The 12,746-nt window shown below is 33.5% G+C and carries 11 protein-coding genes and 1 pseudogene; 1 reads left to right on the top strand and 11 read right to left on the bottom strand.

The window, feature by feature from the left end; genetic code table 11:
• The 5 genes and pseudogenes from BBG48_RS09765 to BBG48_RS09745 all read right to left on the bottom strand — a co-directional run.
• Positions 1 to 788 (bottom strand): annotated as a pseudogene (locus BBG48_RS09765) (DNA-directed RNA polymerase subunit beta'); the annotation flags it as partial.
• A 40-nt stretch (positions 789 to 828) separates the two neighbouring features.
• The gene (rpoB, locus tag BBG48_RS09760; protein WP_068911873.1) at positions 829 to 4,539 is read right to left on the bottom strand and encodes a DNA-directed RNA polymerase subunit beta; all 3,711 of its coding nucleotides are present in this window, start codon (positions 4,537 to 4,539) and stop codon (positions 829 to 831) included.
• Between the two features lie 193 nt (positions 4,540 to 4,732).
• Positions 4,733 to 5,059, bottom strand: coding sequence for a (2Fe-2S)-binding protein (locus BBG48_RS09755; RefSeq protein ID WP_068911875.1), 327 nt, complete (start codon positions 5,057 to 5,059; stop codon positions 4,733 to 4,735).
• A gap of 353 nt (positions 5,060 to 5,412) precedes the next feature.
• The gene (locus BBG48_RS09750; protein ID WP_068911877.1) at positions 5,413 to 6,069 is read right to left on the bottom strand and encodes a hypothetical protein; all 657 of its coding nucleotides are present in this window, start codon (positions 6,067 to 6,069) and stop codon (positions 5,413 to 5,415) included.
• 179 nt (positions 6,070 to 6,248) lie between these two features.
• Positions 6,249 to 6,452, bottom strand: coding sequence for a GntR family transcriptional regulator (locus tag BBG48_RS09745; protein WP_068911878.1), 204 nt, complete (start codon positions 6,450 to 6,452; stop codon positions 6,249 to 6,251).
• 196 nt (positions 6,453 to 6,648) lie between these two features.
• On the opposite strand from BBG48_RS09745, the gene BBG48_RS09740 reads away from it, so the two are divergent.
• A complete protein-coding gene (locus BBG48_RS09740; protein WP_068911880.1) occupies positions 6,649 to 6,918 on the top strand; it encodes a DUF1294 domain-containing protein in 270 nt (89 codons plus the stop codon).
• A gap of 161 nt (positions 6,919 to 7,079) precedes the next feature.
• Here the strand turns inward: BBG48_RS09740 and BBG48_RS09735 are convergent, their stop codons facing one another.
• The 6 genes from BBG48_RS09735 to BBG48_RS09710 all read right to left on the bottom strand — a co-directional run.
• Positions 7,080 to 7,508 carry a hypothetical protein gene (locus BBG48_RS09735; protein WP_094754351.1) on the bottom strand — a complete coding sequence of 143 codons (429 nt, stop codon included), beginning with the start codon at positions 7,506 to 7,508 and terminating at the stop codon, positions 7,080 to 7,082.
• A 250-nt stretch (positions 7,509 to 7,758) separates the two neighbouring features.
• Positions 7,759 to 8,313, bottom strand: a complete 555-nt coding sequence (locus tag BBG48_RS09730) for a hypothetical protein (RefSeq protein WP_068911882.1) — start codon at positions 8,311 to 8,313, stop codon at positions 7,759 to 7,761.
• Positions 8,314 to 8,683: 370 nt separating this feature from the next.
• A complete protein-coding gene (gene lysS / locus BBG48_RS09725; RefSeq protein ID WP_068911883.1) occupies positions 8,684 to 10,627 on the bottom strand; it encodes a lysine--tRNA ligase in 1,944 nt (647 codons plus the stop codon).
• Between the two features lie 9 nt (positions 10,628 to 10,636).
• On the bottom strand, positions 10,637 to 11,119 hold the full coding sequence (greA, locus tag BBG48_RS09720) for a transcription elongation factor GreA (RefSeq protein ID WP_068911885.1): 483 nt from the start codon (positions 11,117 to 11,119) through the stop codon (positions 10,637 to 10,639).
• Between the two features lie 45 nt (positions 11,120 to 11,164).
• Positions 11,165 to 12,154, bottom strand: a complete 990-nt coding sequence (gene dusB, locus BBG48_RS09715; protein ID WP_068911887.1) for a tRNA dihydrouridine synthase DusB — start codon at positions 12,152 to 12,154, stop codon at positions 11,165 to 11,167.
• Positions 12,135 to 12,746, bottom strand: a 612-nt coding sequence (locus BBG48_RS09710; RefSeq protein WP_116170968.1) for a type III pantothenate kinase, incomplete at its 5' end; no start/stop codon positions are given. The genes dusB and BBG48_RS09710, both read right to left, overlap by 20 nt.

Below are 12,746 nucleotides of genomic sequence, written 5' to 3'. Positions count from 1 at the left end.
CTTCTATATAGGTCATTTAAGTCAGAAGTAGCAAACCTACCTCCATCCAATTGAACCATAGGTCTTAAATCCGGTGGGATTACTGGAACTTTATCTAGTATCATCCATTCAGGTTTATTACCTGATTTTATAAATGACTCTACTATGTCAAGTCTTCTGACTAACTTTATTTTCTTTTGACCTGTTGCATCAATATATTTTTCTTTAAGTTCTTCTGAAAGCTTATCTAAATCTACTTTTTGAAGTAGCTTTTTGATGGCTTCTGCTCCCATCTTCGCTTCAAAAGCACCTTCTCCAAATGTATCAACAGCATCTCTGTACTCTTTTTCTGTAAGAGTCTGTTTTTCCAACAGGTTTGTTTCTCCTGCATCAATTACTATATATGATGCAAAATAAAGCACTTTTTCTAGTTCTTTAGGCGATATATCAAGAAGTATACCAATTCTTGATGGCACACCCTTGAAATACCATATATGAGAAACCGGAGCTGCTAGGCTAATATGCCCCATTCTTTCTCTTCTAACCTTTGAGCTGACAACTTCAACTCCACATTTGTCGCAACGAATCCCTATATGTTTAAGTTTATCTTTTTTGTATTTACCGCAGGCACATTCATAATCCTTGGTTGGTCCGAATATTTTTTCGCAAAATAAACCATCTTTTTCAGGCTTTAAAGTCCTATAGTTTATTGTTTCAGGCTTTTTTACTTCGCCATGAGACCATTCTAGTATTTTTTCAGGAGATGCGAGTCCAATTTGCATTAACTCAAAATTATTTAATTCGAACAAAAATGTTCCTCCTTACTACATTGATAGATTAAATCTATAATTAAAAATCAAAGTCTTGGTTAAAATCAAGGTCGTCTTCCATATCCATACTGTCTTCATCTTCGTCTTTAGGCTCTCCATCTTCCTCGTGCATCATGGAGCTATCTCCTTTAACGTAGACTTCTTCAGAGCTGTTACTACTATCTTGATTTGAAACTATATCTGACTCTTCATCAAGCTTGATTTCTTCTTCATTGTCGTCTAAAACCTTAATATCAAGAGCCAAAGATTGTAGTTCTTTTATTAAAACTCTAAATGATTCAGGTATTCCCGGTTCAGGTACATTTTCTCCCTTAACTATCGCTTCGTAGGTCTTAACACGTACAACAACGTCATCGGATTTAACTGTTAATAGTTCTTGTAGTACATTAGCTGCACCATATGCCTCAAGAGCCCAAACTTCCATTTCCCCGAATCTTTGTCCGCCAAACTGTGCTTTACCGCCAAGTGGCTGTTGTGTAACCATTGAGTAAGGTCCAGTAGAACGAGCGTGTATCTTGTCGTCTACCAAGTGGTGAAGTTTAAGCATATACATATATCCAACTGTTACTGGATTATCAAAGAATTCTCCGGTTCTACCATCTCTAAGCTGTAATTTACCTGACTCAGGATAGCCTGCCTCTTTTAATGCTTTAAATATGTCTTCTTCCACTGCTCCATCAAATACAGGAGTAGAAACGTACCAACCTAATTTCTTGGCTGCAAGTCCCATGTGTACTTCTAGTACCTGTCCGATGTTCATACGCGAAGGTACGCCTAGTGGATTTAACACTATTTCAAGTGGTGTGCCGTCCGGTAAAAATGGCATATCTTCTTCAGGTAAAACTCTAGAGATAACCCCCTTGTTACCATGACGTCCAGCCATTTTATCTCCGACTTGAATTTTTCTCTTCTTGGCAATATATACTCTAACCATACGGGTTACACCAGGAGATAATTCATCAGAGTTTTCTCTAGTGAATTCCTTGATATCTACTATTATCCCTGATACTCCATGAGGAACTCTAAGTGAAGAGTCCTTAACTTCCCTAGCTTTTTCACCAAAGATTGCACGAAGTAATCTTTCCTCAGGTGTTGTATCTGTTTCTCCTTTAGGTGAAACCTTGCCAACTAATATATCTCCGGATTTTACTTCTGCACCTATTCTAATTATACCTCTTTCGTCTAGGTCTTTTATAGCATCCGCCCCAACATTTGGTATATCTCTAGTTATTTCTTCAGGTCCAAGCTTTGTATCTCTAGCCTCTGAATCATATTCTTCAATATGAATTGAGGATAATCTATCTTCTTTAACTAATCTTTCATTTATAAGTATGGCATCTTCGTAATTATAACCATTCCATGTCATAAAGGCTACAAGTGAGTTCCTGCCTAGTCCAACTTCTCCTAAATCTGTAGATGGACCGTCTGCTATAACGTCACCTTTTTCTAAAACTTCGCCTTTTTTAACTATTGGGGTTTGGTTTACGCAAGTTCCATTGTTCGAACGTTTGAATTTAAGCAATCTATAGGTATCTAATGTATCGTCTTCTTTTCTTATGACTATTTTGTCAGACGAAACATAATCTACAGTGCCTGCATTTTTTGCTACTACAACAGCTCCGGAGTCTTTTGCAGCTCTGTATTCTATTGATGTCCCTATAATAGGAGCTTCACGTCTAACCAGTGGTACAGCCTGACGTTGCATATTTGAACCCATTAGTGCACGGTTCGCATCGTCATTTTCTAGGAAAGGTATCATAGCTGTCGCAACTGAAACAACCTGCATAGGAGATACGTCAACATAATCAACTAGGTCAGCATCAACTAATTCGATGATACCTTTTCCTCTTCTTGAACCAACCTTTTCATTTACGAAGAAATTATCTTCACCTATCGGTTCATTCGCCTGCACTCTTATATATTTATCTTCTTCGTCAGCCGGAAGATAATCTATAATATCTGTAACTATTCTGTTTTTCTCATCAACTCTTCTGTATGGAGACTCAATAAATCCATATTCATTTACTTTTGCATAAACTGAAAGAGAGTTGATAAGACCTATATTTGGTCCTTCTGGAGTTTCTATAGGACACATTCTACCATAGTGGGAGTAGTGTACGTCTCTTACTTCAAAGCCTGCCCTTTCTCTTGAAAGACCGCCAGGTCCTAGAGCAGATAATCTTCTCTTGTGAGTTAATTCAGAAAGTGGGTTTGTTTGGTCCATAAACTGTGATAGCTGAGAAGAACCAAAAAACTCTTTTATAGCTGATGTAACCGGTCTGATGTTAATCAGGTTACTTGGTGTCATTTCAACTACGTCTTGAGTAGTCATACGCTCTCTTATAACCCTTTCCATACGAGCCATACCTATACGGAATTGGTTTTGTAAAAGTTCTCCAACTGTTCTTATTCTACGGTTACCTAGGTGGTCTATATCGTCTACACTGCCCACACCATAAAATAAGTTAAACTGATAGCTTACGGAGGCTATTATGTCATCAAATGTTATATGCTTTGGATATAGCTCATTTTTTCTTTCCTTAAGCTGTTTTCTTATCTCGTCTTCATCAGTATAATTGTCAAGTATATCTTTTAGTACGTCATAAGATACCTTGTCATTAAATTTTAAGTCTTTTATATCAAATTTTATGAAATTATTTATATCAACAAAGCCATTACCAATGACTTTGATTACCTTACCTTCATTAGGTCCTTCCGGCAATCTAATGAATACCTGCTTAATACCAAGGTTGTCTACTTTTGCTGCATCCTCGTAGTTTAGCTTAGTGCCTTCTTTAAATACCACTTCACCATTTGCAGGGTCTATTACATCATTTGCCAATGTTTTTCCGGCAATCCTGTCAGATAAAGCAAGCTTTTTGTTGTATTTGTATCTGCCTACTTTTGCTAAATCGTATCTTCTATTGTCGAAAAACATATTATTAATTAGTAAGGTTGCACTTTCGATAGTAGGTGGTTCACCAGGCCTTAATTTTCTATATATTTCAAGAAGTGCCTCATCCTTGTTGTTTGTTATATCTTTTTGTAATGTTGGAATTAGTAGCTCATCTTCAGCCAATAATTCTTTTATTTCTTCATCAGACGAAAAACCAAGTGCACGCAAAAGCACTGTGATTGGTTGCTTTCTGTTTCTGTCTATTCTAACATTTACAACCTCTGATGAATCAGTTTCGTATTCAAGCCATGCTCCTCTGTTTGGTATAACAGTGGATGAAATCAGCTTGTTACCTTTTTTATCCATTTCCTGAGCATAATATACACCAGGAGACCTTACGATTTGGCTTACGATAACTCTTTCTGCACCATTAATTACAAAAGTCCCGCTATCTGTCATCAGTGGAAAATCGCCTAAAAAAACAGGGTCAGCATTTTCGTTTTTTACAATCTCTGTCCCGTCTTCATCTTTAACAGTAAGCTTGACTCTTATCTTGATTGGTGTGGCATAAGTAACATCTCTCTCCTTAGACTCTTCTATGCTATATTTGGGAGTCTCTTCAATGAAGTAATCAAGATATTCCAGCTTTATATTTCCTGAAAAGCCTTCTATCGGAAATATTTCTTCAAAAACTTCTCTAATACCTTCATTGATAAACCACTTGTACGAATCTACCTGAATCTCGATAAGATTCGGCAGCTCCGCTACGGAAGGAATCTTAGAATAGCTCATTCTTGTTCTTCTTCCAACCTTAACTGGATGTGGATGTTGCATTAAGGTTTCACCTCTTTAAAATATTGATTTTTTTATTACGCACAATATGACCATTTTATATTACTGTATCTTAATAATTATAGTCAATTAACCTTCATTTGTCAATAAAAACTTTTTATTTGTTTAAGCGAACGTAAACGACAAAAGCTGAACGAAAAAAATTAACGTTCAGCTTAGCTGTTATACTATTTTATTAATAGCCTTGTTTAATTATATTTTCAACAAGAGCTTTACAATGCCCGCAAGTAGTACCGGCTTTAGTTTGTTTTGAAATTTCTTCAAATGTATTAAGCCCATTATCTAATTGATTTTTTACATCATCAAATGTTACCATGTTACAACCGCATACTACTTTCATAATGTATGTGAGATTTTCTTTACAGGCTTCACATTCACCACATACTCCTGTGGCTTTTTTTAATTCTTCTAAAGTTCTTGCACCTTTAATTTGAGCAATTCTTAAATCCTTGTATGGTATATTGTTTTTTTCACATACTATGTTGATTTCTTTTTTTTGCATTTAAACTCATATTTTAATAGCTACGGTCTAATGTATGAATACCCTTGTTCTTGCTTTTTTGCCAGCTCAACTACTCCTGCAGATACTACAGTAATAGATTTATCTAGCTGTGCTTGGTCTAAAGTTTGTGACGTTGCCAAGCACTAAATCCCACGATTTTAAATCGTCTATATGGAAAATTACATTCATTTTAATCCCTAAATTTTCTAAAATTTTAAAAAACACTTTGTGCTTTTATTATTGTATTTGTAAAAAAATGAATATATTTTTGTGTTATATCATACTTTTAATAGTTTTTGTGATTTTTTTAATTAGTAATATACTTGTAATTATTATAAATCTTATTTTTTAATTTATACTTTATCTATTTCAAAATAAAAATTGCTTTTAAGTTGAGCTTTTACTATTTCTAAAAATTCCTCTTTAGTCATGTAATTGTCGAAAAAGTCCTCCAAAGTCCCTTCAATACTTACCTCTTGAAAAAATTCTTCATGGTCTGTACCAAATACAGTAGGATTTTGCTGATTTGGGTCTGATAGTGCTATGTAGTAGCTATCAGGATATCCATATGAATATGCTATATGAAACAGCTCAGGCATATTATCCTGTGTTACCTCAGTAACTGCCGAAAAGTCTACATCTTCATTTTCTTCAAACTCATCATACCATTTATAATAGTCGTCCGAACCCTCTTTAAACGGTGTGAATGGCTCAGGCTCCCAAAAGCTTTGCCCGAAATCCTCAATTGTGTCTGTGTAATATTTATCTATCAGCATTTGAAAAAATTTTTGTTTGTCTTTAAAATATAAAGCTTTATTTTTCAAAATCTCTTCAGAAATGCCAAAAATAGGTTCGGCGTCTTCATATGTAGCCAACGGACTATTTGAGGTCTTTGGATATAATACGCAATTAAATTTTATGGACGATAAGTCTGAGGCTAAATCCTCACCTCCAACCTCACTAACATCTCCGCCTAAGGCTTCAATTCTTTGTAAAATTTTTTTATTCATCAAACTATACTCCATTACAATTCTCAATCATATTTCATTAGTTATGTATAATATTACAATAATTTAAATATGTATTTTTATATTATACATTTTATTTTACGTTTTGTAAGTATTTCAATGAAATTTCTTAAACTTAATATTGTAATTTATATTTGGTAGCCTAAATTAAATTCAAAAAGCTAGATTGAAATCTTCCATATCAATTTAACAGGAGGTGTATCATAATTCCTTAATAAATTGGTATTAAATATATTTTTTATTAAAGTAAGAGCCTCTCTTATTGGAGTTCTGCTAATTTTTAGTTCCTTTTGGAGTTTTTCCTCAGGCACATCTTCATAAGGCTCAAGCTCTCCATATATGATTTTTTTGTTTAATACTGTCATAAGCTATGTCAATTTTTTGCATTTTTCCCCTCTTATATTTGTGTATTTTTTACTGATTTATTAAAAATTTTAACTAAAAATATTAATCTACATATTAATTTTTTATGTTTATTCACTATTTTATCCTTGAAGGCTCAGCCAATTTATTATATCATTTAAGAGCAATTATAATTATAAATTCGCTTTAAGGAGTGTCATGAATAGTATTTCGATTTATTTTTTAGGTGTTAATATTTTTACTTTTACAATTTATTGTTTGGACAAAATCCTCTCTAAAACAAAAGCTATGAGGATATCAGAAAATACTCTTTTGCTGTTTTGTTTCATCGGCGGAGGAGTTGGCGGATTTTTAGCAATGCAAATTGTAAGGCATAAGACTAAGCACAAAAAATTCCTAATTCTTGTACCTGTAAGTATAGCTTTTAACCTTGCATTACTCTACGCATTTTTATATTTTGCAAAATAAGAATTTATATTGTAGACCAACGAAGGAAAGCCCCTACTGAGGTATGTTGTTTTTAAAATTTTATTTTGTAGTAGCTTTCCTTCGTTCGCACAAGCATTATATAATCATTTAAAGTAATATTATAAATTTTCATTCTTGCTACTATCTAATAAATAAATTTTTTATAAATTTTCTAAATAATTCAAAGCTTTAACATATAAATCATATTTTTTTGATTTTATTCCATTTGTCCTACTAGAGTCCATATTGTGCTTGAGGTCTGCCATCTTTACCTTTCTTGCAATTGGATTGACTGATAGTAGCTTAATGTAATCCATGTAATCTACACCTTTTTTATGCGTTAACAGCTTTATTGCGTCAATTATTTCCTCAGTAAAACCCTGCTCTTGTAAATATTCAAAGCTATATTTGTCACCATGGTCTTCCACTACATCATGTAGCATTGCCACGCAAATCTCCTGCTCAGTATCCATTTGCGTAGCTAAATAAAACGGATGGAATACATATGGATACCCTCCATTATCTACATCCTCTTTATGGGCATCATACATAATCTGACAAGCACGCCTTACTAATTCTGAATATATCATGTCACCCTCAAAAATTAAATGCTCAACTTTCATACACAAAATCAGGTAAAACTAATTGGATTTTTAAAATTAACTGATTAATAAGTATCAATCTTACCCTAAATATAATTTTATTCAATTATACCATATGTAAAATTTAATTTAAATTTTTTTGATTATTTTTCTATATCAAGAAATATTTATGTATTATTTCCCTTATAAAAAATACACCTACGGAAAAATCCGTAGGTGTACTTTAAATTAAATTTTATTATTTAACTGCAAAGGATTTATCAGGAGCTTGAAGTTTCGTATTATCATCTTCTGAGAGCTCCCAAGTCATTTTATTTAATACAGGTAGTCTTTTTACTGTCATGTATGGATAATTTTCGTATACTACCATGTCAAATTTTTGTTCATTACCATCTTTGTCCTTACCTATAACGTTGTAGAAGTAGCTTTCTTTTGCATCTGCTGGTAATTCCATAAAGAAGTTTTCAGTTTTATCTGTGACTTTCTTTTCAGTATCTTTTAGAATTCCTGCAAAATACTCCAATGTAGCTTTATCATTAAGGCTCATAATAGCGTGTTCTGTAGAGTCTAATACATCAATTTGTTCTATAGATGCTAGTCCTTCCACATCTGTAGAGATTGACTCTTTTGCAGTATCCTCTGCCTTGTCAGTAGTTTCTTTATCTGCCTCTTGTGTTGCCTCTGTAGCCGGCTTGTCTGTAGCTTTTTCTTCTTTGGCAGGCTGTCCACCGCAAGCTACAAGTGCTCCGGATGCTAGTAATGTTATTAATAATAAAGATATTTTTCTTTTCATTTTATACTCCTTGTATTTGTTTGTATTATAAATTTTAACTTATATTATCATACTATAATTTAATTAAAATTTACTTAAAATTTACTTAACAAAACAGTTTTATATTTTACTTATACCCCTTTATTAGTATTTTAAAACTAAACCATAGCTACAAATGCAATTTTTATTTGATTTCTTTAATCAATGCCTCACGATTAATTATTCCCGAAACTACGTGATTTACATAATATATGCTACAATTTTCAAAGTAAATTAGTATAAGTTGAATAACATTTTCTAAAAACTTATTACAATAATTTTATCATTTGAGTAGCAAACAGCCGAGGAGTTCCTCGGCTGTTTGTACTTTTTTCTCTATTTATTTCTATTACTAATACAATTTTGCCCCTGCAGGTATTTTATTTGATACCATTAGTAAATTTAATCCTTCTTCACCGTTTTGTTCATGGATTGCTGAGATTAACATACCTTGAGACTCTATGCCCATCATTTTTCTTGGTGGTAGGTTTGTGATAGCGATTAGGGTTTTGCCTACTAATTCATCAGGATTTGGATAGAAATTCTTTATCCCTGACAGAATTGTTCTGTGCGTATCTGTACCGTCATTTAATGTGAATTTTAATAGCTTATTTGACTTTGGTACTTCTTCACAAGCTATTACTTTTACTGCTCTAAAATCTGATTTTGCAAATGTTTCAAAATCTACCGACTCTTCAAAAAGTGGTTCTACTTTTACATTTGAAAAATCTATTTTTTCTTCTTGTGCAGGAGTTTCTTGTGTATTTGCAGCAAAATTAATTTTACAAGCTCCATCTGTGCATTCTCCAGCTTGTTTTTTGCCAAGTGGTTTCATTGTTGGGAATAGGATAACATCTCTGATTGTTGGCTGATTTGTAAGTAACATTACTAATCTATCTATACCTATGCCTTCGCCGCCTGTTGGTGGTAGTCCTACCTCTACTGCGTTTATGAAATCTTCGTCCATTTCTTGAGCCTCTTCGTCACCACGTTTTTTGGCTTCTACTTGTGCTAAAAATCTTTGTCTTTGGTCGATTGGGTCATTTAATTCTGAGAATGCGTTAGCCATTTCCCAGCCGTTGATAAATAACTCAAATCTGCGTGTTTTTCTTGGGTCGTTAGGGTCTTTTTTAGCTAGTGGTGAGATATCTACAGGGTGTCCGTAAATAAATGTAGGTTGTTTTAATTGTTTTTCAACGTATTCTTCGAAGAACGCATCTATTACGTTTCCTCTTGTTTCTTTTCCTACTTCTATTTCTATGCCTTTTTCTTTTGCTACTGCCATAGCTTGTTCGTCTGTATCAATAGTAGAAAAATCTACTCCGCTGTATTGTTTTACTGCCTCTTCCATGTCTAATCTTGCAAATTTTTTGCTTAAATCTATTGGTGTGCCTTGATATTCTATTTCGCAAGTACCTAAGACTTCGGTTGCTATTGTCTTTATCATGTCTTCTGTCATGTTCATCATGTCATCAAGGTCTGAGTATGCTTCGTAGAATTCTATTGTTGTAAATTCAGGGTTGTGCTTGTAGTCCATTCCTTCATTTCTAAATATTCTACCCATTTCATAAACTTTTTCAAATCCACCAACTATTAATCTTTTTAAATATAGCTCTGTAGCTATTCTAAGGTACATATCTATATCCAAGCTGTTGTGGTGTGTAATAAACGGTCTAGCTGATGCTCCACCTGATATTGTGTCAAGCACTGGTACTTCTACTTCTAGGTATCCTCTGCTATCCATATATTTTCTTATTGCTGAAACTATTTTTGTCCTTAGTACAAAGGTCTTTTTTACTTCAGGATTCATTATTAAATCCACATATCTTTGTCTATATCTTAAATCCATGTCTTTTAAGCCATGAAATTTTTCAGGCAATATTCTTAATGATTTGCTAAGTAGTGTTACTTCGCTTGCTCTGATTGAGATTTCGTCTTTATGTGTTTTGAATACTACCCCTTTAACTCCAATTATGTCACCTATATCAAGTTTTTTAAATGCTTGATATGCCTCTTGGCCTATTTCGTCTTTTTTTACATAGCACTGTATTTTTCCCTGCTCATCTTGCACATCTATGAAGGTAGCTTTACCAAAGCCTCTAAAGCTCATCATTCTTCCTGCAACGATAACTTCTTTATCTTCATATTGTTCAAAGTTATCCTTTATCTGCATTGAATGGTGTGTCTGATTAAATTTTTCTATTCTAAATGGGTCTTTGCCCTCTTTTTGTAAATTGGCAAGTTTTTCAAATCTTTGGCGTTCCATCTCGTTGAGATTTTGTTCTAAATTTTCCATGATTCTCCTTTAAAATTTTGTTGAAATTACTTTTACTTTTGCTATACCATCAGGCACTTGTACATCTACTTTTTGTCCTTTTTTTGCTCCCATAAGTGCTTTACCTATTGGGGATTCATTTGACATTTTTCCTTCTGCAAGGTTGCTTTCTGTTCTACCAACTATGACAACTGTTTTTTCTTCCGACTCTCCATCAGGATATTTTACTGAAAACTTTACTGTAGAACCGATATTTACAATATTTTGTTTCATATCTTGTTCTGAAACTACTTCTGCAATTCTTAGGTTATTTTCTAATTTTGCTATTCTTTCTTCTAGCTGTGCTTGTTCTTCTTTGGCTGCATCATATTCGGCATTTTCTGACAAGTCTCCAAATGACCTTGCTACTTTTAATTTTTCAGATACTTCCTGTCTTTTGACTGTTTTGAGCTCTTCTAGCTCATTTTGCATTTTCTCGTAGCCTTCACGGGTAACTATTATGCTTTCTTCCATCTTAGTGTCTTCCTCTCTTTTTAATTGTATGCTTTATAATTTAAATCATTCTAAGCTATCTGCATATTCGCTTAATACGTCAATAACTTTTTGGTAGGAATTTTCTGTCGATAATTCCTGCTTAATAGCTGTAGAATTTTTAATGCTTTTAAGGTAACAATATAGCTGCTTTCTCATTTGCCTTACACCCACATCTTCGCCAAAAAGTCCTATCGCAAGCTTATAGTTTTCAATTGCATTTAAGACTTTGTCTTTGTCAGAGGTCTGTTTGTATTGACCTGTTTTTATATATTGCTCATATTCACAAAATATACATGGATTATTTTGAGCTGCTCTGCCTACCATAACTCCGTCACAGCCTGTATAGTCTAGTATATATTTTATTTTTTCCGGTGTAAAGGCGTCTCCATTTGCAATTACCGGTATGCTGAGTGTATCTTTCACCTGTTTTATTATATCTAAATCTGCTGTACCTGTATAGTATTGTTTTTGTGTCCTACCATGTACTGTGACTAAATCTGCTCCACTATCTTGAATATATTTTGCAAATTCAACTACGTTTACATTAGTCTCATCTATGCCTTTTCGCATTTTTACAGTTACCGGCACATTTGAAGCTTTTTTTACTGCCTCTACTATTTTACCAGCAGTCAGCATATCCTTCATCAAGGCTGAGCCATCGCCATTTTTTATTATTTTTGGTGCTGGGCATCCCATATTTATATCTATTATGGCAAACCTGTTTAAATCACAAAGTATCTTGGCTGCCTCACTCATATAATACGGGTCTGAGCCAAATATTTGCACTGCAACTTTATTTTGCTGTCCTGTGGTGTTTAGCATCTCCTGCGTCTTTTGGTCTTTATAATACAATGCCTTAGAATTTATCATTTCTGTGCAGGTCAGTTTAGCTCCACCTTTTTCGCACATAAGTCTAAACGGCAAATTTGTATAGCCTGCCATAGGAGCTAATAATAAATTTGTATCTAAATTTAAATCTGCTATTTTCAGATTATTATTGTTTGTTTTTATCATATATTATCTTTAATCCCTCTAACGTGAGGTTCTTATCCAAAACTATTTCATGCTCGGACTCTGAAATAATCAATTGTGCAAGTCCACCTGTTGCTATAATTTTGTATTTATCTTTTTTCCATTTAAGCTCTTTTGTCATTTCTTTAATTATTCTATCTACTAAGCCAACATATCCATAATAAATACCACTTTGCATTGCAGATACTGTATTTTTTGCTATTACTACATCAGGTTTTTTGATTTCTATTCTTGGCAATTTAGATGCTCTTTGGAATAATGCATCGGTTGAAATCCTTACTCCCGGTGTTATCAATCCTCCAAGGTAATCTGCATTTTTAGATACTGCACAAAACGTGGTTGATGTGCCAAAATCGATTATTATCAAATTATCCTTGTATTTTTCATAACCACAAGTCGCATTTACTATCCTATCTGAGCCAACTTGTCCCGGATTGGTGTATTTGATATTAATCCCAGTCTTTATGCCCGGTCCTACAATGTATGGCTTTTTATTTAAATATTTTACAACAAAACTATCTAGGGAATACATAACCTCCGGTACAACAGATGATATAATCACATCGTCTATATC

The organism is Criibacterium bergeronii (assembly GCF_001693775.2).
Classification (GTDB): Bacteria; Bacillota; Clostridia; order Peptostreptococcales; family Filifactoraceae; genus Peptoanaerobacter; species Peptoanaerobacter bergeronii.
Note: the sequence above shows the minus strand (reverse complement) of the source record. Positions and strands in the feature narration are given on the sequence as shown.

Bases quoted from the DNA above. Each gene is read 5' to 3' on its own strand.
- rpoB (WP_068911873.1), bottom strand. From the start codon at position 4,539: ATGCAACATCCACATCCAGTTAAGGTTGGAAGAAGAACAAGAATGAGC.
- BBG48_RS09755 (WP_068911875.1), bottom strand. From the start codon at position 5,059: ATGCAAAAAAAAGAAATCAACATAGTATGTGAAAAAAACAATATACCA.
- BBG48_RS09750 (WP_068911877.1), bottom strand. From the start codon at position 6,069: ATGAATAAAAAAATTTTACAAAGAATTGAAGCCTTAGGCGGAGATGTT.
- BBG48_RS09745 (WP_068911878.1), bottom strand. From the start codon at position 6,452: ATGACAGTATTAAACAAAAAAATCATATATGGAGAGCTTGAGCCTTAT.
- BBG48_RS09740 (WP_068911880.1), top strand. From the start codon at position 6,649: ATGAATAGTATTTCGATTTATTTTTTAGGTGTTAATATTTTTACTTTT.
- BBG48_RS09735 (WP_094754351.1), bottom strand. From the start codon at position 7,508: ATGATATATTCAGAATTAGTAAGGCGTGCTTGTCAGATTATGTATGAT.
- BBG48_RS09730 (WP_068911882.1), bottom strand. From the start codon at position 8,313: ATGAAAAGAAAAATATCTTTATTATTAATAACATTACTAGCATCCGGA.
- lysS (WP_068911883.1), bottom strand. From the start codon at position 10,627: ATGGAAAATTTAGAACAAAATCTCAACGAGATGGAACGCCAAAGATTT.
- greA (WP_068911885.1), bottom strand. From the start codon at position 11,119: ATGGAAGAAAGCATAATAGTTACCCGTGAAGGCTACGAGAAAATGCAA.
- dusB (WP_068911887.1), bottom strand. From the start codon at position 12,154: ATGATAAAAACAAACAATAATAATCTGAAAATAGCAGATTTAAATTTA.